The sequence below is a fragment of the Syntrophaceae bacterium genome (assembly GCA_013177795.1).
Lineage (GTDB): Bacteria > Desulfobacterota > Syntrophia > Syntrophales > UBA2192 > UBA2192.
This window is the reverse complement of record JABLXY010000003.1, coordinates 813,995-834,359: the sequence shown is the minus strand read 5'-3', so window position 1 is coordinate 834,359 and position 20,365 is coordinate 813,995. Positions and strand designations below refer to the sequence as shown.

At 63.2% G+C, this 20,365-nt stretch carries 17 protein-coding genes and 2 tRNA genes; 10 read left to right on the top strand and 9 right to left on the bottom strand.

Going from position 1 to position 20,365, the window contains the following annotated elements; translation table 11 throughout:
- Positions 1 to 103: 103 nt before the first annotated feature.
- A complete protein-coding gene (locus HPY67_13845) occupies positions 104 to 1,708 on the top strand; it encodes a hypothetical protein (protein ID NPV05803.1) in 1,605 nt (534 codons plus the stop codon).
- Positions 1,709 to 2,054: 346 nt separating this feature from the next.
- Here HPY67_13845 and HPY67_13840 read toward each other — a convergent pair whose 3' ends face one another.
- The 4 genes from HPY67_13840 to HPY67_13825 all read right to left on the bottom strand — a co-directional run bounded on the left by HPY67_13840 (position 2,055) and on the right by HPY67_13825 (position 5,116).
- On the bottom strand, positions 2,055 to 2,942 hold the full coding sequence (locus tag HPY67_13840; GenBank protein NPV05802.1) for a cysteine protease: 888 nt from the start codon (positions 2,940 to 2,942) through the stop codon (positions 2,055 to 2,057).
- A gap of 68 nt (positions 2,943 to 3,010) precedes the next feature.
- Positions 3,011 to 3,919: a hypothetical protein gene (locus HPY67_13835; protein ID NPV05801.1), complete on the bottom strand. Its 909-nt coding sequence runs from the start codon at positions 3,917 to 3,919 to the stop codon at positions 3,011 to 3,013.
- 169 nt (positions 3,920 to 4,088) lie between these two features.
- Positions 4,089 to 4,622: a Slp/YeaY family lipoprotein gene (locus HPY67_13830; protein NPV05800.1), complete on the bottom strand. Its 534-nt coding sequence runs from the start codon at positions 4,620 to 4,622 to the stop codon at positions 4,089 to 4,091.
- Positions 4,613 to 5,116 (bottom strand): hypothetical protein, encoded by a 504-nt coding sequence (locus HPY67_13825; protein NPV05799.1) that lies wholly within the window; start codon positions 5,114 to 5,116, stop codon positions 4,613 to 4,615. The genes HPY67_13830 and HPY67_13825 overlap by 10 nt, the downstream gene beginning before the upstream one ends.
- Before the next feature lie 201 nt (positions 5,117 to 5,317).
- On the opposite strand from HPY67_13825, the gene HPY67_13820 reads away from it, so the two are divergent.
- Positions 5,318 to 6,250, top strand: coding sequence for a L,D-transpeptidase family protein (locus HPY67_13820; protein NPV05798.1), 933 nt, complete (start codon positions 5,318 to 5,320; stop codon positions 6,248 to 6,250).
- Entirely contained in the window at positions 6,225 to 6,635 is a 411-nt protein-coding gene (locus HPY67_13815) for a hypothetical protein (GenBank protein NPV05797.1), read from the top strand. Before HPY67_13820 ends, HPY67_13815 begins: the two co-directional genes overlap by 26 nt.
- 201 nt (positions 6,636 to 6,836) lie before the next feature.
- Here the strand turns inward: HPY67_13815 and HPY67_13810 are convergent, their stop codons facing one another.
- Complete coding sequence (locus HPY67_13810) at positions 6,837 to 7,400, bottom strand: L,D-transpeptidase family protein (protein ID NPV05796.1); 564 nt, start codon at positions 7,398 to 7,400, stop codon at positions 6,837 to 6,839.
- 185 nt (positions 7,401 to 7,585) lie between these two features.
- Here HPY67_13810 and HPY67_13805 point away from each other — a divergent pair, with 185 nt between their 5' ends.
- Positions 7,586 to 9,238, top strand: coding sequence for a putative manganese-dependent inorganic diphosphatase (locus HPY67_13805; GenBank protein NPV05795.1), 1,653 nt, complete (start codon positions 7,586 to 7,588; stop codon positions 9,236 to 9,238).
- A 494-nt stretch (positions 9,239 to 9,732) separates the two neighbouring features.
- Here HPY67_13805 and HPY67_13800 read toward each other — a convergent pair whose 3' ends face one another.
- The 3 genes from HPY67_13800 to HPY67_13790 form a co-directional block, all read right to left on the bottom strand.
- Positions 9,733 to 10,371, bottom strand: a complete 639-nt coding sequence (locus HPY67_13800) for a response regulator transcription factor (protein NPV05794.1) — start codon at positions 10,369 to 10,371, stop codon at positions 9,733 to 9,735.
- The gene (locus HPY67_13795) at positions 10,340 to 12,604 is read right to left on the bottom strand and encodes a PAS domain S-box protein (protein NPV05793.1); all 2,265 of its coding nucleotides are present in this window, start codon (positions 12,602 to 12,604) and stop codon (positions 10,340 to 10,342) included. Before HPY67_13795 ends, HPY67_13800 begins: the two co-directional genes overlap by 32 nt.
- 1,416 nt (positions 12,605 to 14,020) lie before the next feature.
- Positions 14,021 to 14,096, bottom strand: a tRNA-Ala gene (locus HPY67_13790).
- 97 nt (positions 14,097 to 14,193) lie between these two features.
- On the opposite strand from HPY67_13790, the gene HPY67_13785 reads away from it, so the two are divergent.
- The 5 genes from HPY67_13785 (at position 14,194) to HPY67_13765 (ending at position 17,882) form a co-directional block, all read left to right on the top strand.
- Positions 14,194 to 14,281: transfer RNA gene (locus HPY67_13785), tRNA-Leu, on the top strand.
- Between the two features lie 1,496 nt (positions 14,282 to 15,777).
- Positions 15,778 to 15,933, top strand: a complete 156-nt coding sequence (locus tag HPY67_13780) for a hypothetical protein (protein NPV05792.1) — start codon at positions 15,778 to 15,780, stop codon at positions 15,931 to 15,933.
- Positions 15,914 to 16,861, top strand: coding sequence for an AAA family ATPase (locus HPY67_13775; protein ID NPV05791.1), 948 nt, complete (start codon positions 15,914 to 15,916; stop codon positions 16,859 to 16,861). The genes HPY67_13780 and HPY67_13775 overlap by 20 nt, the downstream gene beginning before the upstream one ends.
- A 167-nt stretch (positions 16,862 to 17,028) precedes the next feature.
- Positions 17,029 to 17,514, top strand: a complete 486-nt coding sequence (locus HPY67_13770; protein ID NPV05790.1) for a hypothetical protein — start codon at positions 17,029 to 17,031, stop codon at positions 17,512 to 17,514.
- A 98-nt stretch (positions 17,515 to 17,612) separates the two neighbouring features.
- The gene (locus HPY67_13765) at positions 17,613 to 17,882 is read left to right on the top strand and encodes a hypothetical protein (GenBank protein NPV05789.1); all 270 of its coding nucleotides are present in this window, start codon (positions 17,613 to 17,615) and stop codon (positions 17,880 to 17,882) included.
- Positions 17,883 to 18,116: 234 nt separating this feature from the next.
- Here the strand turns inward: HPY67_13765 and HPY67_13760 are convergent, their stop codons facing one another.
- Positions 18,117 to 18,392, bottom strand: a complete 276-nt coding sequence (locus HPY67_13760; protein ID NPV05788.1) for a hypothetical protein — start codon at positions 18,390 to 18,392, stop codon at positions 18,117 to 18,119.
- Positions 18,393 to 18,776: 384 nt separating this feature from the next.
- Between HPY67_13760 and HPY67_13755 the strand changes: the two genes are divergently transcribed.
- On the top strand, positions 18,777 to 20,231 hold the full coding sequence (locus HPY67_13755) for an IS1182 family transposase (protein ID NPV05787.1): 1,455 nt from the start codon (positions 18,777 to 18,779) through the stop codon (positions 20,229 to 20,231).
- Positions 20,232 to 20,365: the final 134 nt, after the last annotated feature.

Here is a 20,365-nt window from a genome sequence, read left to right as displayed (position 1 = left end):
CATTTGACCGGGCGAATCAATGCCTTTTTGTCAAAAAACGATTGCATTTTCACCTTAATTATAATAGGGATTTCCCCTTAACGCGACACCCGAGGGACACCCCATGCTTCAGTTCATGCGCAAGCACGCCCAGAGCTGGCTCATCAAGGTGCTGCTGGGCCTCATCATCGTCGTCTTCGTCCTCTACTTCGGCTCCACGCGCTGGCGCGAGCCCGCCGAGACCCTCGTGACGGTGGGCGACAGGGTCATCACCTTCAGCGACTACCGCAAGGAGTACCAGAACCTCCTGGACATGTACCGCCAGCGGCTCGGCGCCAACCTCACGGAAGACCTCATCAAGAGTCTCAACCTCAAGCAGCAGGCTCTGGACAACCTCATCAACCAGACGGTCCTCACGATGAAGGCCGAGGAGATGGGCATCCGGGTGAGCGACGAGGAAGTCCGCGCCGTCATCGCGATGCAGCCCGCCTTCCAGCGCGACGGCGTCTTCGATGCCAAGCGCTACGAGCAGCTGCTGCGCTACCAGCGGATGAGCCCCGAGGACTTCGAGGCGCTGCAGAAGAAGGCCATCCTGACGGCCAAGATCCAGGACGTCTTCCGCCAGGGCGTGAAGGTCTCCGAGCAGGAGATGCAGGACATCCACCGCCTGCAGTCCGAGCGCATCAACGTGGAGCTCTTCAAGCTTCCCGCCCGGGCCTGCCTCGGGAAGGTGAGCGCCTCGCGCGAGGAACTCGAGAAATACTACGCCGACCGCAAGGACGATTTCCGCATCCCGGCCCGGGTGCAGGTGAAGGTGCTCGCCTTCCCCGCCGCGGACTACCTCGGCAAGGTCGAGGTGTCGGCCGAGGAGATCCGCAGCGCCTACGAGTCCAACAAGGGCAAGCTGCCCGCCGTGAAGGGACAGCCCCCGCCGCTGGAGGCCGTCAAGGGGCGGATCGCCGATGAGATCCGGATGATGAAGGCCATGGGCCACGCCGCCGAGCAGGCCAAGAAGGCCCACGACACGATCTACCAGGAGGAGAACTTCGAGGCCTACGCCGCGAAGCACGGGCTGCGCGTCCAGGAGCTGGGCTTCTTCTCGGCGAGGGAGCTGCCGGCGGAGCTCAGGGCGATCCGCGACGCAGAGACCCAGATCTTCAGCACCCGCACGGGAGAGATCACGCCCGTCCTGTCGTCCCCCCGGGCCCACTACGTCATCAAGGTCTCGGCGAGAAAGGATGCCGTGACCCCGCCCTTCGAGGAAGTCCGGAAGGAGGTCGAGGAGCGCTGGGCCGCCGGCGAGGCGCTGCGGATCTGCCGCAAGGAGGCCGAGGCGGCCCTGGAGCGGATGCGCAAGGGCGAGGACTTCCGCGCGGTGGCCCGCGAGAAGGGCGCGGAGGTCGTGGAGACGGGGTTCTTCGCCCCGGGCACCGAGATCCCAAAGGCCGGCGCGTCGCAGGAGCTGATCAACGCCGTCTTCCAGCTCTCCGAGAAGGCGCCGTACCCCTCCGAGGTCTTCGCCACGGGCGACGGGACCCTCGTCATCCCGCGGTTCAAGGAGCGCAAGCGCATCGACGACGGCTCCTGGGAAAAGCAGAAGGACATCCTCAAGGTCATCCTCCTGCGGGCCAAGGAGGCGGAATACTTCCAGGCATGGCTCAAGGAAGTGCGCGAGGGCATGGAGAAGGACGGCAAGATCAAGATGAGCGAGAATGTTCAGAAGCTCTAAAGACAGTTCATCAGTTCATTAGTTCATCAGTTCGTTCGTTCATTAGTTCCCGAACCCGGTGATAAGAAGCTGAAACGCCGTTGGAACGGGTCATTGCGAGCACCCGCAGGGTGCGCGGCAATCTCATGGAAAAGGCGAGATCGCCACGCTGCCCCCGCGCTGCGCTCGGGGCTTCGGCTCACCGCGATGACGTGAGTTATCGCCGGTTTCGGGTAGTTCGTTCGTTCACTGGTTCGCTGGTTCTTGAGTTCTAAAGATGCGTAAAAGGAAGCCCCCGGTGCTGGTTCGCCCGGGGGCCTCTTCTTTTTTGAACAAATAGAACAAACGAACCAATGAACCGACTGAACTATTTCTGCCCGAACTCCCCCGTGTCGATCCATTCCGCTTTCACGAGCGACCACCAGTCCAGGGCCATCTCCCTCAGCACGTATTCGTAGGGAAGCCACCCGTAGCCCTGCTCGCCCCACCTGGCACCCCAGGAGTTGCGGATGAGGATCGCCCCCGTCGTCTCCGGGCCGCCGGGGTTCGCGTTGCGGATTTTCATCCTGTCGTCGTAGCCCACGGCCATCACGGCGTGGCCGCCCAGGAGCTTCTCGCCCTTTGCCGGGTAGGGGATCTTCCCCGTCTTGCCGGCCTGGTCGATGGAGCTGTAGACGCTGAAGCCGAACATCGACGGCAGGCCCGCCGCGAGCTTGGTCTTGATCCCGGCAAGCAGATCCGCGGGCGCGGTGCCGGGCGGGTCGAGGCGGTAGTACTGGATGGCCTGGTAATTCTGGGCAAAGGCGTAGCAGAAGGCCGGGGGCTCCTTGTCGAAATCGTCCGTCCGGTACGGCCAGTACTCCTCGGGCGGCACGCCGAAGAGCACCAGGGCCCCCATGGTCGTTCTCAGAAACGCACCGGTGTCGCCCGTCCAGTGCAGCAGGTTCCGGGTGACCTTGTAGAGGAAGAGCCGCGAGGCCTCGACATGCCTGCCGAAGGCCCTGCGCTCGAAGTACTCGATCATCCCCACGCCGGCGTTGGCCGTGCACGAGCCGATCTTGCCCTGGTCCTCCACGGCCGGGCACCAGGCCCGGAGGTCGCACGCTGCCGGCAATTTCGGCTTCTTCTTCCCGTCTCCGGTCCCCTTGAGCTTCCGCATCAGGGGCAGGATGGTCTTCGTCTGCGCCGTGTAGTCCCTGAAGTCGGGGTAGTCGGGCAGCCACCCCATGGCGGGCCGTTCCATGAATTCGGACATGGGCGTTCCTCCTTTCGGCAGACATGGGCCTCAGGCACGGGCAGCCGGGCGCACCCGCGCGGCCGGGGTCAGTCGACTTTCGACCAGTAGGCATGGCCCCAGTTGATGCGCCGGCCGTCCGGGCTGATGGTCCCGTACTCCTTCCAGTCGATCGCCTCGAGCTGCGTGGCGCTGACGAGCCTGCCGCGCGAGCGTTCCTCGGGCGTCCTGTGAATGATCAGGATGAGGTTCGTTCCCTGCTGCTGGATGCTGCAGTCGGCCACCTTCCGCCCATCCCGGTATACCGCCCACTTGCCGGCAAGGGAGACGGCCGGCGGAGGGGGAGGCGGAGGGGGAGAGTCGACTTTCGCCCAATAGGAATTTCTCCAGGTGATGCGACGGCCGTCCGGGCTGATGGTCCCCTGCTCCTTCCAGTCGGTCGCCTCGAGCTGCGTGGCGCTGACGAGCCTGCCGCTCGAGCGTTCCTCGGGCGTCCTGTGAATGATCAGGGTGAGGTTCGCTCCCTGCTGCTGGATGCTGCAGTCGGCCACCTTCCGACCATCCCGGTATGCGGCCCACTTGCCGGCAAGGGAGACGGCCGGCGGAGGGGGAGAAAGGACCTGCCGCGCGCGGCCGATGCTGGGGCCCCATCCCACATTCGAGTCCTTGTAGGCACCCTTCACGATGCGGCCGCCGTCCTCCAGGATCCAGTCGTAGTCGATCACGTAGCCGTTGGCGTGGGTGACCGAGAACCGCACGCGACTGTCTTTGTTGCAGATGCTGAAGCTCTGCTTCACCAGGGCCTGCGGCGTCCCGACCCCCGCGGGCTCGGAAACGGTGCACGTGGTGAAGTCGATGCGGTAGACGTGACCGAATTTCTGCTGCTGCCAGTAATTCGTCACCTCGTACTCGACCACGTCATTGGCCAGGGCCCGGCTCAACGGGATCATCCCAAGAACGGCGAAAACGAGCACCCACGACAGGCAACGTCTCTTCATCCATCGCTCCTTTCTGACTTCGGGTTGAACAGGGAATCCCCCTTGCGTTCGGCATGGGGCCAAGGGCGCAGGGCCTGCGGCAAAAGAAAGGGATTCGTCACCTCCTCAGGCCTTATGCCTTTTGCCCTTTGCCTTTTGCCCTTTGCCTTTTGCCCTTCGCCCTTTTCGTTCACCACCAGTACGGGTGCCGCCTCCACGGGCCCCAGGGGCACGGGGGCCCCCAGAACCAGGGATCGCAGAAGTGGGGCGGGGATGGGACCCTCTGCTCCCAGAGCTTCAACTCCCTGGCCCGCACCACGGGGTGGACGAAAAGGACCTCCCCGACGGGGTGCGTCTCGCTGCCGGCGATCTCACCGCCCACGGTGAGCTCCCTGCCCTTCTTGAAGATGTCGGGATCGAGGAACCGGTCGACGACGACGATGAAGCGGCCCTCCGAGCGGTCGAGGTCCGTCGGCCGCCCCTGGAAATCGAGGGCCGTCTGCAAGACCCGGATGGCGGTCGAGTCCTGCCGGTTGACCGTCTCGATGATGACGCCGCCCCAGACGACGACGGCGCCCTTGAACTTCTCGGGGTCCTTCCGGATCTCGGCGAAGGGCGCGCTCGCCTGCGCCTCCCGTCGGATCTCCTGCGACATCGGCGCACAGGCCGCGAGGGACGCAACGACGGCAAGGAGGATGACCCCGATGGCTCTTGTCACCGCCATATCCCGAACCCCACGCCGAACCGGACCGCCGGGGGCGACCCGGGCCCGGTGAAATCGTCCCCGGCTCTCCAGAGGTAGGTCTCCCTCTCGATCACAGAGGGGACGGTATAGGGCCTGCCGCCGATCGTGATCACCCGGCCGCCCTCGACGACGCCGCCCACGGTGATTTTCCGTCCCTTCTCGAAGATGAGGGGATCCACGAAGCGCGGGTAGACCACGAGGAAGCGGCCCTGCGAGGGCGCCGTGATGTCGGGGGCGTGCCGCGCCCCCAGGGGAAGCTGGAGGACCTGCACCCAGGACTCCTTCTCCCTCACCGTTGTCTCGATGATCTGGCCGCCCAGGATGACCACGGACCCGCGGAACCGGTCGGGCTTCTGCAGGAGCTCCGGAAAGGGTATCTTCTCGTCTTCCTGCACGATGCGGTTCGACAGGACGGAGGTGCACCCGCAAAGGGCGACAAGAAGGAGAACGGCAAGGACGGCTTTTTTCGTCATGGGCTGACCCCGGCGGGACGTCAATGACCTGCAATGCATTCTAGGACATCCCCCGCCGATGGGCAAACACAAATTTCCGGGCCGCGCGCGGATCGCGCAGAAAAAACCCTTGTGTTGTCTCGTTGAAAAGGTGTAAATTGTTTAGCACGTTGCATCATTTGCCGATTTGCGGCCGGCGCGAAGAGAACAAACCGATCAGCCATGCGGGTCAAGACACTACTCATCGCGGCACTCCTGTTCCTGCTGACCCCTGATCCCTCCCTCGCGCGGACCGAATACCGCTATGCCCCGGCGAAGAAAAGTCCTGCAGGGACCGGCACCGTGATCGGCCGGTTGCTCGTCCACACCGTGAAGCCGGGAGAGACGCTCCTTGACATCGCGAGGCGCTACGGCCTGGGGGTTACGGAACTGCAGGCCGTGCACCCCGACAAGGACCCCTGGCTGCTCGAGGAGGGCAGCGCGTTGCAGATCCCGACCCTCTGGATCGTACCCCCGACCCGGCACAAGGGCATCGTGATCAACGTGCCGGAGATGCGCCTCTACCGATACCACGCCAAGAGGGGGACCGTCAGCACCTACGCCGTCACGGTCGGTGAGGAGGAGACGCAGACGCCGCTGGGGACGTTCCGGGTCGTCGAGAAAGAGGAGGACCCCGAGTGGAACATCCCCCGCAAGCTGCAGCACAAGTACAACACGAAGGTTATGCCCGCCGGGCCCGACAACCCGATCGGCCGTTACTGGCTGGGGCTTTCCGCGCGCGGGTACGGCATCCACGGCACGGACAACCCCTGGAGCGTCGGACGAATCCTCAGCAACGGCTGCATCCGGCTCTACCCGGAGGACATCGAGAGGCTCTACCCGGACGTCCCGAAGGGGACGGTGGTTGAAATTTTGTACGAGCCCGTCAAGTTCGGGTTGCGGGGCAGCACGATCTACGTGGAGGTCCACGGCGACCCCTACGGGTTCATCGGGGACATGGGACAGCACGCCCGGCTGGTCGCGAGGAAGCAGGGGATCGAGGCGTACGCGGACTGGGAAAAGATCGACGAGGCAATCGAAGCGAAAAACGGGGTCCCCGTCCCGGTGGGCACCCTGCCGAAGGGAGGTGATGGCAGGAAACTGTCACGTCGCTGATCAAGAGAGGGGGCCAATCCTTTCAAATCTTATATCAAAGGAGGTATTTGGGATGAAGTCACGTTTTGTCGTTCTCATGGTGCTGGTCTTTGCTGCAGCGCTCTTCACGGGCTGCGCCACGACGGGTGACCTGGACAAGATCAACGCCAGGCTCAACGAGCTCTCCTCGAAAGTGGACCAGGCGCAGATGAAGGCCGACCAGGCCTCCAGGGACGCGGCCGCAGCCAAGGCCGGCGTCGCGGACGCCTCCCGCCAGGCCGCGCAGGCCAACGAGGCGGCCGCCAAGGCCGAAGCGGCGGCAGCCCGCGCGGAAGCGGCGGCCAAGCTGGCCGAGGACAACGCGAAGAAGGCCGAGGCGATCTTCATGAAGTCCATGAAGAAGTAACGAAGCGGCCCACGGGTCCCAACGCCGAAAGGCACAAACGGAAAGGCGGCCCCGGTCTCACCGGCGCCGCCTTTTTCTTTTCTTCGCCCTTTTCTTTTTCCTCGCTTCTTACCTTCGCAGCTTCCTAACTTCGCGTGGAGACCCTTCGTCACACATCGGCAGGCAAGGCGCTCCGCAGAGCATCCGGCCGGCGCCGACTGATTACGGCCTGATCTCCACCGGCGTCCAGACCGAGACGAGGTCCCACAGTTCCTCCATCTCGGGGTTGGTCAGGGCGATGCAGCCGTTGGTCCAGTTGAACAGGTACTGCACGTCGCCCATCCAGAGCTTGTCCTCCTTCATGCCGTGGATCATGATGCTGCCCCCCGGCGGCACGCCCAGCGCCCTGGCCCGCTCCACATCGTCCCGGTTGGGGTAGGAAAGGTGGAGGGCCCGGTGGTATATGCTGTGGCGGATCTTGTAATCCACGAAGTACACGCCTTCGGGCGTCTTGTTGTCGCCCTGCCGGACCTTGGGACCGACGGGGTCGCGGCCCAGGGCGACCTTGTACGTCCTGATCTCCTTGTCCTGCCTGTAGAGCGTGAGCGTCCGCTTCGCCTTCTCGACGACGATGCGGTCCGCAGGGGCTGGTGAGACTTCCGTGAAAGACGCCACGGGCGCCGAGGGCTTGTCCGCGGCGGACGCCGCGGTGAGGGAAAGGAGGGCCGGGACGGCGACGAGGGCCGTGAAAAGTCTCAGCATGAAGGACAGAGGGCGAGCGTTCATCGTCAACGGACCTGGCAGTTCCGTGCCGTGTTTAGCACGATTCCCATCTCCCATCAAGTTGCAAGATGCCTGCCACGCCGCGACCATTTTGGGCGGAACGGGGGAGGAAAAAGGCACTTGATTCTTGCGGGTGCGTCCCCTAGCATGCAGGACATTCACAGGACGATCGCGACGGAAGCACAGACATGGCACGGGAGAAGAAAATCCTCGTCTTCGGCCACCGGAACCCCGACACGGACTCCATCGTCTCGGCCATCGCCTGCGCCGAGCTGAAGCGGGCCCAGGGGCAAGCAAACTGCTTCGCCGCCCGGTGCGGGAGCATGAACCTCCAGACGGAGTATGTTCTCGAGCGCTTCGGCGAGCCCGCCCCCGAGTTCTTCGGCGAGCTGATCCCCAAGGTCCGCAACCACATGAACCGCGGGGCCGTGACGGTGCCCCGCGACATGCCGCTCTGGCAGGCCCTCGAGATCCTCGACAAGGGCGGCTTCAAGATGCTGCCCATCGTCGACGAGGGCGGGCGGCTCGACTCGATCCTGCACTTCAACGCCTTCGCCCGGAACATGCTCCGCAAGATCGACCCGGAGCGCAAGGGCGTCTTCCCCACCTCCGTCTCGCTGCTCGTCAAGACCCTCGGGGCCCAGCCCGTGACCGTCTTCGACGCAGACACGGTCTTTCAGGCCCAGATCGCGGTGGCGGCCTACGAGTACGACGCCTTCCGGGAGCACATCGGGGCCATGCAGCCGGCCAACACGATCGTCCTGGTCGGCAACCGCGAGGACGTGCAGGACTGCGTGATCGAGCGGAAGGTGCGGGTGCTCATCGTCACGGGCGCGAAGCCCATCCGCCGCGAGCTCAAGCAGAGGGCCGAGGCCAACGGGGTCTCCATCCTCATCTCCCCCTACGACACCTCGACCTCGTCGTGGCTCGCCCTCCACTCCTCACCCGTGGGGCACACGGGCGACAGGTCCCTCAAGCCGGTCAGGGAAGAGGATTACATCGGCGCCGTGCGGGAGCGGCTCCTGACGTCCGTCTCCCGCTCCCTGCCCGTCGTCGACGCGGGGGGCTGCGTGGTGGGCGTGCTCTCCCAGAGTGACCTGATGCGGGAGGCTGACATCGAGCTCATCCTGGTGGACCACAACGAGCTCTCCCAGGCCGTGGAAGGCGCGGAGCACTACCGGATCCTCGAGATCATCGATCACCACCGGCTGGGCAACGTGCACACGAACTACCCCATCACGTTCCTCAACAGGCCCGTGGGGGCCACCTCCACGATCATCGCGGGCCTCTACCAGGACTGCCGGGTGCCCATGCGCAAGGAGATCGCCTCGATCCTGCTGGCGGGCATCCTCTCCGACACGGTCATCCTGCGCTCGGCCACGACGACGGAGGCGGACCGGCGCACGGCCGAGTACCTCTCGACCCTCACGGACCTGCCCATCGACGCGTTCGGGCGGGACATCATGGCGGCGGCCTCCATGGTGGCGCGCAGGCCCGTCGACGAGATCCTCGCGCTGGACATGAAGCACTTCGGGGAGGGCAAGGGCGCCTTTACGGTGAGCCAGGTGGAGGTGACGAGCATGGCGGAGATCCTGGACCGCCGGGACGAGATCCTCGAGGGGCTCGCCCGGCAGCAGGCCAGAACGGGCAACCTCTTCAGCGCGCTCATGGTGACGGACATCACGGAGCTCGACAGCACGCTCTTCGTGCAGGGAGACCCGGTCTTCCTGGCCCGGATCCGCTACCCGAAGGTGGACGAGAACGTCTTCCTGCTCAAGGGGGTCCTGTCGCGCAAGAAGCAGCTCGTCCCCTGCCTGATGGAGCTCATCCGCACGGGCTAGGCGGCCGGGGCCGAAACAGAGAAGGCGGGAGCCAAGGCCCCCGCCTTCTCTTTTCGCCGCTCTTCCGGACGGCGCTTTACCGCTTGGTTCCCGTGACGTCCATCGGCCCGCACATGGGGTCCACCCAGTTGCGGCCGTTGAGCAGTTCGCGGGTAATCAGTTCCCGCTTGCGGTCTTTTCGGCTGATCTCTTTTCTCGTCATGGCGCGACTCCTTGGATGTGGCTGTCTTGCATGGACGCCACTCTACGCCGACGGCCCCGCCGCGGCAATCGGCGCTCCTCCGAATCGCGCATAGGACATTTCCCGAAGACGGGATAGGACGAAACCCGCGCCGGGCATCAGAGCGCGTCCGACGGATCGGGGACGTTGGTAACTTATTGGACAAACTTCATTCCCTACCGGATAAATACCCAGCAGCTTGCTGGTAGGACGTTCATTCGTAATTATCGAGTAGTCTGGAGTTTGTCCAATAAGTTACCAACGTCCCCAATTTTTAGCCGAGCAGCTTGTTCTGGATGGCGTACATGGTGATCTCGGCGTTCGTGGTGAACTGCATCTTCTCCAGGATGTGACGGCGGTAGGTGCTGATCGTCTTGACGCTCAGGCACAGCTCCTCGGCGATCTGGGTCACTGTCTTGCCCGAGGCGATGAGCAGCATGACCTGGTACTCCCGGTCGGAGAGCTTCTCGTGGGGCGCCTTGTCCACGTCGCCGTGGAGGAAGTAGGTGAGCTTCTCGGCCAGGGCCTCCGTGACGTAGCGGCCGCCCTGGGAGACCTTGCGGATCGCCGCGATGAGCTCCTTGGGCGTGCTGGCCTTCGTGAGGTAGCCCGAGGCGCCGTCCCGGAAGGCCCGCACGGCGTACTGCTCCTCGGGGTAGATGCTCAGGATCATGACCGGCAGGTGCGGCTTGCGCCCCTTGAGCTCCTTGAGGATCTCGAGGCCGCTGCGCCCGGGCATGGAGATGTCCAGCAGGATGAGATCGAAGTCCCTCTTCTGGATCAGGTCCAGGACCTCCTGCCCGTTGCCGGCCTCGCCGGTGACGTCCATGTCGGGCTGGCTCATCAGGATCTTCTTGTAGCCCTCGCGGACGATGGGGTGATCATCGGCGATCAGGATTCGGATCTTTTTCATTGCCCTCCCCTTTCTCCATGAGTGGGATGCTGACCTTGACCGTCGTCCCCTGGCCCCTGCGCCCGGTGATGAGGGCCTCGCCGCCCCAGTGGTAGGCCCGCTCCCGGATTCCCAGCAGCCCGTAGGAGTTCGGCTTCGCGAGCTGCTCCTGCGTGATCCCCTTGCCGTTGTCCCGGACGACGAGCTCGACGCGCCCGGCGCTCTGCCTGAGGCTGATGGTCACGCGGCTCGCCTCGGCGTGGCGCGAGATGTTCGTCAGCGTCTCCTGGACGATGCGGTAGATGGAGAAGGACAGGTCCGCATCGAGACGCAGGGTCTCGGGATGGATGGACACCGCGCACCGGATGCCCGTCCGCTTCTGGAAGTCCTTGGCCAGCCAGTCGATCGCCACGGCCAGCCCGAGGTGGTCGAGCATCCCGGGCCGCAGGTCCATGTAGATCCGCTTGACGGTCTGCATGGTCATCTCGACGAGGTGCAGCGAGTCCTCGGCCCGCTTCATCAGGTCCGTCTGCCCGGGCGGCACGCTGTTCATCAGCAGCACGAGGTCCGTGTTGAGGGCCGTCAGCAGCTGCCCCAGCTCGTCGTGCAGCTCCCGGGCGATGCGGGTGCGCTCCTTCTCGCGGGCCGACTCGAGGTGGGCCGAGAGGTTGCGCAGGCGCTCCCGCGACTGCTCCACCTCCGTCTTGGCCCGCTTGAGGTCCGTGATGTCCTGGTAGGTGATGACGATGTTGCCCTCCCGGAGGCTCTCGCCGATGCGGGAGGCCGTGATCATGCAGTCCACGTCGGTGCCGTCCTTCCGGCGGCACAGGAACTCCATCTTGAAGGTCCGGTGCTTCTCCAGGGCGCCGTAGAGGACCCGCGCGATCTCCTCGTAATCCTCGTCGGAACGGTAGAAGACGCGGACGCTCTTGCCGATGAGCTCCAGGGCGTCCCAGCCGAAGACGGCCTGGACCCCGTCGTTGGCGAAGATGATCCGCCTGTCCTGCAGGCCGATGACGGCGTGCGGGATGGCCTCCAGGATCGAGGCCTCCAGGGCCTCGAGGGCCTCGAGGCGGTTGCGCGCCTCGATGGTCTCGGTGATGTCCATGGAGTTGCCCAGGACGGCCCGCGATCCCCGGTAGGGGATGAACGTCACCGTCTCCATGATCCACCGGATGCGCCCGTCCTTGGTGACGATGCGGAACTCGTGCGGCGAGGTGCGCCTGCCGCGGAGCATCTCCCGGGACTGCTTGCGGACCTTCACCCGGTCCTCGGGGTGCACGAGGCCCATGGAGCTCATGCCCACCAGCTCCGACGCGTCGTAGCCGGCGTAAGCCGCCGCGTGGTGGTTGACGTACTGGAACTTGCCGTTCTGGACGACGTAGACGCCCGCCTGGGCGCTCGACGCGAAGAGCTTGTAGGACTCCTCGGCGCGCCGCCGGTCGGTGATGTCCTCGTAGACGATGACGATGCGCTTCTCATGCAGGGTCTCCCCGATGCGCGAGGCGCTGATCAGGGCCTCGAAGGGGCTGCCGTCGCGGCGCCGGCAGGTGAACTCGAGGCTGAAGGTGCGGTGGCGCTCCAGGTTCGAGTAGAGCACCTTGGCGATCTCCTTGAACCCCTCCTCGGTGGGGTAGAGCAGGCGGGTGGATCGGCCGATGAGCTCCGAGGCCTTCCTGCCGAAGACGCTCTCGACGCCGTTGTTGGCGAAGATGATCCGCCGGTTGCGCAGGCCGATGACGGCGTGCGGGATCGCATCCAGGATGGAGGCCTCCAGGGCCTCCAGCTCGGCCAGCTTGGTGCGCGCCGCGACCTGGCGGGTGACGTCCATGGAGTTGCCCAGGACGGCCCGCTTGCCCCGGTAGTGGATGGGGGTGACCGTCTCGGCGATCCAGCGGATGTCGCCGTTCTTGCCGATCGTCATGAACTCGTAGGGGTGCGAGCGCCTGCCCTTGAGCATGGCGATGGCGTTCTTCCGGACGCGCTCGCGGTGGTCGGGGTGCACGAGGCTCATGGACTCCTTCCCGATGAGCTCGTCGCGGTTGTAGCCCCAGTAGCGGGCGGCGTGCTCGTTGACGAACCGGAACTTCCCGTCCTGCAGGACGTAGATGCCGGCGCGGGAGGACCGCTCCAGGCTCCGGTAGAGGCCCTCCTCGAAGAGGCAGTCCGTCTCGGAGCGCTTCAGTTCGTCGATCTGCTTGCGCAGGTCCGCCAGCTCGAGGATGAGCTGTTCCCTGGACTTGACACGGGCCATGGTCGACTGTCCGAAAATCCTTCTTCCGTGCCGAACCGTGTAATACGATCGGGCCCCGTTGTCAAATGCTTCGCGAGCCGGGGTCCCGTCCCCGGGCCGCTCCCCGCCGGGTCTCGCGGAGTGTTGGCCGCCGTCTCGAAGGCCGGGAATCCCGCCGGGGAGGCCGTCTCGGGGCCCATCAGACAACCGCCGATGCACCGCTGAGCCGCCGTCTGAACGAATCGGCCACAGTTTTCTGATCCCGATTTCAGACCCCCTCCGATTTTTTTCGAGACCCGAGTCCGCTAGGTTAAGGTCGAACCGAGGGAGAAACGCCGGGTCCCGAAGGAGACGCGAAGACCATGAGAGGCAGGTTGTCGGCAAGAGCCAAGACGGACATGACCCCCCAGGCGCCCCTGACGGGAGGACGCACCGCGCGAATCCCCGGCGATCCGGCAAGCCGCTCCTATTACCCGGACAGGGGGCCGGTCATTTTCCGTTGAGACGGCAGCCGCAAGGAGGTTGTCCGATGAAGGCGAAAGAGGCCAGCAAGGACGTGAAGAAGCAGCCCGGGGCCGGGAAACCGGCCGCGCGCAGGGACTGGTACGACCCGATGAACTTCCCGCTCATCGTGAACCGCTACCTGTAGCGGTCACGGAGAGCCCCGAAAAGGAGCACGCCATGAAGACGAACGATGTCCGCGCGGACAGGCAGCAGAAAGGCAGGGAAAAGGGGAAACTGGACGTCAAGTACTGGATCGACCCCATGAACTACCCCAGCACGATCGGCCGGTATGCCTGACGCCGCCCGGCCGATGCTGCGTGGCCCGAAGAACCCGAAAGGCTGAACAACCGAAGAGAGCCGACGATTCCTCATAGTCAGTCATGTCGTCTTCTGCAACACGTCACTGACTATCTCCTTGACATCCGCTTGCGGGCGGGGCTTGCCCCGCCCGCGGACGGGTGGAGACGCAAGGCGGAAACGGCGGCAGGAAAAATCACCGGGGCTTCGGCCCGCAAGGGAGGAACCGGTGGCTAAGGAAAGGGGAAAACCCGCACAGACCAGGATCCGCGAAGAGGACTGGAATCGGTACGTGGAGGCGCGGCGCCGTGACGCAGAGCGCAAGCGCCGTGAAGATGAACCGAGGAAGCAAAACGAAGAAAAAGGAGCAAGACTATGACGAGAACCCAGGAAGCGACCGGCAAGGCCGGCAAGAAAGCGGAGAAGCGCGATTCCCTGAAACTCATGCAGGAGATCGAAAAGGACATTCTCGAGGGCATCCTCGAAAACCAGGTTCCCTGATCTTCTCTCCCGCTCGGCAACGAGTCCGCAGCAGTCCGAAGAAACCCCCGCCGGCCCCCTCCGCGGGGGTTTCCGGTTTCATGGGGAGATCCCATAGAAAAAGGGCCCTGTCCGAGACACGGCCCTTTCTTTTGCTGGTGGAGCTGAGGGGAGTCGAACCCCTGGCCTCTTGAATGCCATTCAAGCGCTCTCCCAACTGAGCTACAGCCCCGATAAAAAGAGCTATCCGTTTAGCACACGCATCTCGGCGTTGTCAAATACAATTTTCTTGACTTTGAAGGCCCCGAACCTATAATCGAAACCCACACGCCGGAGTGGTGAAACTGGTAGACGCAGGGGACTCAAAATCCCCCGCCCCCTGGGGGCGTGTCGGTTCGATTCCGACCTCCGGCACCAGAAAAAATTCAGGGGTTTACGAGCCTGAGATCGGGAGCGTGACCCCTTCTTTTTCGCTGTTCTGAAGGGGATTGTGCTGGATTTGTGCTATCCGGCACCTTGCCCATGTCCATGACTTCCATTGTCTGCCGCAGGCTCTCCGGACAACGGTTTGCGTAACTCATGAATAGATATGTTTTTTCCTCCCGCCGAGCTTCCGGACCGCGTAGAGATCGACTGAATCGTCAAGTTTGCGGTTGTCTCCTGCGGGGCGATCATCCTGTTCCTGCACTGGCATTTTCGGTTGGTGCAGGTGTCAATCATGGCCCTTGCCGTGTTCTTCAGCGGCTTTGTAATGTATCAACCCTTCCTGCCGGGATCTATCAACATATAAGGATCCCAGGTTGACCGGGCAGGCCATCCCAACAATCCCTATTTTCCTCGGACAATCTCCCTCCAGAATGTTATTATTTTTTGAGAACGGTCTCCGAATCAACCGGGGTCCCTTCTTTTTCCTCAGCGCCGAAACATGCAAACCATCATCACATTTTGGAACCGTTCAACGGAGACCTTTCCGCATACGTCTTCCATTTTCCTGTGTCCATGCTCCGGCATTGCCATGGGTCGTGACTATCTGAAAAGAAAGTAACCCCTACTTCTTCTTTTCCCGATCTTCCTTCTCCCGGCATTCCCGACATGGCCTCATTCCCGAGAACCAAGGCCAGTGTTCCACACAGTTCCTTCGCGGATCGTAAGAGTTGGATACGGGTCTGTGTATCTTGTTCTTCTTACATCTCGGGCATGGGATCCCGTCACAGAGGCAGTTGGCGGTGACAATCCTGTAGGGTTCGTTGGGCGGGGACGCAGACCCGCCCCAGTCGAGGTCACGGGCATAAACAGAACCCCGGTATTCACCACACACCGGACATTGCTTCATGCCCGTCGGTGTTCCCTTGACCAAACTGATTTTGTCCTCACTCCTTTTCATATTCTCGCCTCCTTGATGTATCTCCCCAATAAAAAACCCACGGCTAAACAGATAGACGTGGGTTCATTGGCTGTTTAGCACCTTGTTTAATGGCGGCTGCAAGTTGCCCTAAATCGACCCGCCAGGTACGAATGTAAAGAACATAAAAGCCCGTGCCAAAGGGCCACGGGCTCCAAACAGAGTGAATTCCTATCCGGCCTTTAGCACATTTGTAAAGCGGAGCAAGTAACCTGTAAATCGCCGCTGATTTTCAATAGCACGACTTTAAAATTAGTCAAGGGCTATGATTTCGAAGATCGCACTCCTTGCCGCCGCGCTGGCCATCGGGTATCATGCACGGCACCGGCTGCATGCGGATTGGCAGCAGCAGGCTGTAATGCGCATCTTTTCCCTCAAGGGCGACACCCGGAGGGGACACGCCGGCCCTGCTGCGGGCTTGCCGTTCGTTCCTGCGCACGTGGATGCACCCCGGGTCATCCGGGCGACCCGTTGCGTTTCGACGTTCACCGCCCTTAGAAAGGAGCGCGACATGGCCAAGATCATCCGGTTCCCCCGAAAGCCGCGGAAGAAGAGAGAAATCGGGATCGTGCCGACCGCCGATATTCTGAAGGAAGTCCTCTTCGGAAAGGAAAAGAAAAACACCGGGAAGAGCGCCGAGGAGGATCATGAAAGACAGGACAAATAGCAGCCAGCCGGCGCTGCCCGGCCTGGAATGGGAGGAGCGCAGCGGCCCTGTTGCCCTGCAGGAAGCCGTGAAGGACGCCTTCCGGGACATCGAGCGGATTTACGAAGGCAGGCCCGAACGGCCGGCCCGGTGCCTCCCGCTGGGTTTCGCCGAGCTCGACCGCTGGATCGTGGGGCTGAAGGAATCCGAGCTGACCGTCATCGGTTCACTGCCCGGCACCGGGAAAACCCAGTTTGCGCTTCACGTCGCGCATCATGCAGCAGGGGGGTTTTCCGCGCCCGTCCTCTTTTTCAGCCCCGGCTCGAAGGGGCCGAAGCTGCTCCTGCGCCTGCTGTCCGTGGTCGGCCGCACCCCCGCAAACCGGATCATCACGGGGGACATCGGGGCGGAAGACTGGCCGGACATGACCACAACGGCAGGCAGGCTGTGCGATCTGCCCCTTTTCTTCGACGATTCGCCGGACCCGACGGTGCCGGAGATCAATCGCAAGGCCATGCGCGTCCGGGAGAAGGCGGGCCTGGGGCTCATCATCGTGGACGGCCTTGAATCCGTCAGGCTGTCCCGACTCATCGGGGGCGGCGAAACCGATTCTCTCGAGAGGGCAAGATCGCTGAAGTGCATCGCGCGCTCCCTCGACGTCCCCATGATCGTGACGGCCAGCCTCGACCGGCGGTCGATGGGCGGTGCGGACCGGCGGCCGGCGCTATCCGACCTGCTGGACCGGCACATCGAGATCTTCGCGGACCTGGTTCTCCTGCTCCACAGGGAGACGCTCGCGGTGCATGCCGGCAAAGAGAAGACAGGCCGGTCCCTGATCGACGTGCATGTGGCCAAGAACAGGAGCGGGCCCACCGGGCGGGTGCGTCTGGTCCTGGATCATCAGTATCTCCGCCTGGAAGCGGAGGCCCGCACGGGCAGCCCGGCCTGAAGCCATGCCGTCCCCATGATGGGATAGCCGTACTCGCATCAGGCATACCCCTGACCTTTTAACGTTCGCCCCCTTTTCCCATTTACTATCGACGTGGAAGAAGACGGCGTGCCCCGACGCCGAACCCTGCAGTCCTGTCGAAACCGTTTTCGGAAAGGAGGTGCGACATGGTTCGAAAGCGGCCGATCTACGTCGATTTCGTGAAGAAAGAAAAGGCCTGTGCAGCATTCGATGTCGACCCGGAAAATGACCCGAATGCAGGCACGGGGCGGCAGCCGCCCGTCACGCGATGGGAATCGCAGCGCAGCATCGTCTTCCTCGATTTCAAAAGGAAGCAAAGGATTCCGGGGGGCTTCAAGGTCGAGAAGAAAAATGACGAGAACGTGACGTACAGGAAGAACCGGCGCCTGCTGGATGAAGTGTACCGGGAGGGGACGTACGCACTGCCGCGCGGCACCAGGTGCCCGAGAGAAGGGAAAATCGTTTTTGCCGCCCGCGCGGAATTGCCCTGCGACTCCATCGACGACGCCTTCTACATCCTCTCGGCCAAGAGGCACATGTCGGAGTGCGCAAGATGCCAGGCCATCTACGACAAGGCCCGCCTGGAAAAGCTCTGCCGGATCGAAAGCCATGAGGAGGGCGAGGCCCGATAGTGACCGAACAGGGGGGCGCAAAGGCCGACGGCTCATGGACGGCTACGACGGGGTGGAGACGAATAAACAAACCTGATTCGCCGACCGGGAGACTGAGCATGACAAATTACAGGGGCTTCGATATCTCCTCTTTCGTGGCGCGGCATGTTTACGAATCCTATTTCAACTGCGATTACGACGGCCCAACGTGGACGAACAACCTATCGCTGGACTTGAAGATCATAGCGGCAATGCCGGTCCTGTATCCCGAGCAGCTGAAAGGCGGCGATCGGCAGGAAGACGGCAAAAGGGCAGCCGCGGCTGCGGACGCAAGAGGGCAGGAGGAGATCGCCGATCCAACCCCAGTGATTCGGGCAAGAGCTGCGTGAGGGGGGAAAGCGCGCTGCGGCACCCTCACCCGGCGGCAGCGGAGCCGCCGCCGGGAAAAGCACAGGGCCGGCTCCCACGATCGGCCCATTTCTTTTTGTCCACGGCCCCATGCCCGGACCCGGCGGGCCGAAAAAGAAACCCCCGTTCCGCCGCCCTTGCGGAATGGGGGTTTTTCTCGGAGGACATCGCCGTCTTGCGCGCTTTTTTTCGCGGGTCTTCGAACGCTGTGCCGATCAGCCGATCAGGTTCCTCACGACCTCGGCCACGGGGCTCGTGAACAGGGCCACCAGCATCGTGTACATCGCGAAGCTGCCGACGGCCTCGCTCATGTAGATCTTCTCGTAGCGCTGCTTGAGCGAGAGGATGCAGAGCCCGCCGATCACCACGACGCCCACGTGGAAGTAGGGGAAGTTGTCGGCGCCGGCCGCCATGTACTCGGCGAAGCTGAAGGTTGCCGTGATCAGTACGATGACCGCGCTGAAAATCAGGGTGGAAAGCGTCTTTTTCATTTTCATGTCCTCCTTCATTTTCTTGTTCTCTTGCCCTATCCTATAGAAAGGAGCGTGCCAGGATCGGCAGCGCCGGGCAGTTAAATTGTAACTGCTTGATTTGATTAGGAAATATTGAAAAACGGAATGGGCGGGCGGGGCTCTCCGGCAGGCCGGGAAGGGCCCTTTCTTGAAAGAAATGTTCAACGGGGTTGAACGAAACGATTCGCGGAAGGGGCCCTTTCGTCTTGCACCCCCCTCACCCTTACCCTCTCCCGCCAGAGGCTGTGTCGCAATAGGGAGTAGGGGCTGAGTTCTTTGACAAAAAAATATCCGTAACGCACCTCGAAGGATCGCCAACCCCGGCCCGGTGTGCTAGAGTGCTCCGCGAAAGGAGATGCGCTCATGGCCTATCGAACCGGCGACCGTCTGCAACTGGGGCTGCTGCCCGCCAGCATCGAGGACTACGTGTCCCCCGAGGACCCGGTACGGGCCTACGATGCCTTCGTGGAGGCCTTGGATCTGCCGCAACTGGGCATCGAGGTGGACCCCAACCAGGTCGGCAACGCCGCCTACGATCCGCGCGCGATGCTCAAGCTGCTGGTCTACGGCTACTCCTACGGGGTACGCAGTTCCCGCAAGCTCGAACGGGAGTGCCACCACAACCTGGCCTTTGTGTGGCTGATGGCCGGGCTGAGGCCCGACCACAAGACCATCGCGGAGTTTAGGCGCAACCACAAGGCGGCCCTCAAGCAGGTGCTCCGGCACTGCGCCCGGCTCTGCATCAAGCTCGACCTAATCGCGGGCAACGTGCTGTTTGTCGACGGCACAAAGATCCGGGCCAATGCCTCACGCTACCGCAGCCATGACCGGGCCTGGTACGAGAAGAAGCTGGCCGATCTGGATCGGCGCATCGAGCAGCTGTTGCAGGACTGCGAGGCCATCGACCGCCGGGAGCGGCACATGGACTCGTACGTGGCGATGCGAAAGGACCTTGCCCAGACGAACACGCTCAAGGACCGGGTCCAGGAGGCCCTGCGGGGCTTCGAGGGAGGCAGCCACCGGCACGTCAACCTCACCGACCCGGACTGCGCCCTGATGAAGAGCGTCCAGGGCAGCCACGCGGCCTACAACGTCCAGTTGGTGGTGGATGACAAGCAGGGGCTTCTGCTGCAGGCCGATGCCGTCGAAGAGACCAGTGATGTCAACCAGTTCGCCCGGCAGATCGAGGCCGCCAACGCGCTGCTGGAGAGTCCCTGCGAGACGGCCTGCGCCGATGCCGGCTATGCCGACACGGCGGAGCTCGAGAAGATCGACCGCCAGGGGATCCGAGTGATCGTGCCTTCACAGCGGCAGGCGAGGAAAGAGCCGGAAAAGCCGTTCAGCAAAAGCCATTTTGCGTATGACCCAGAGCAAGATGACTACAGCTGCCCTGAAGGTCACAGGCTCCGGTATGAATCGACGGAAAAACGCACGGGCAAGCGGCACTACGTGATCACCGACGCGGCCATCTGCCACGCGTGCCGGCACTACGGGAGCTGCACCCAGGCGCGCAGGGGGCGCAAGATCATCCGGCTGCCCAACGAAGAGGTTAAGCTCAGGCTGGAGGCCCAGTACGAGGAGGCCGCCTCGCAGGCCGTCTACGAGAGGCGCAAAACCCGGGCCGAGCATCCCTTCGGGCACATCAAGCGCAACCTCAAGGTCGATGCCTTCCTGCTACGGGGGCTCGAGGGGGCGCGAGCCGAGGTCTCGATGCTGGCCAGTTGCTTCAATGTGGCTCGCCTGATCTCGCTCCTCGGGGTCAACGGGCTCATCGAGAGGCTCCGGGCCCTCGGAAGGCCCTGCTTCGCACCGGCATGAGGCTCGACGGCGCTCTTCAAGGGCCCTGAACCATCAAAACCTGCCCGACAGACCGTTCGCGGATAGACGTTACGGATATTTTGTTGTCAAAGAACGGGTAAACAACTCGTCCCTCGTCCCTTCTTGACTGTTGC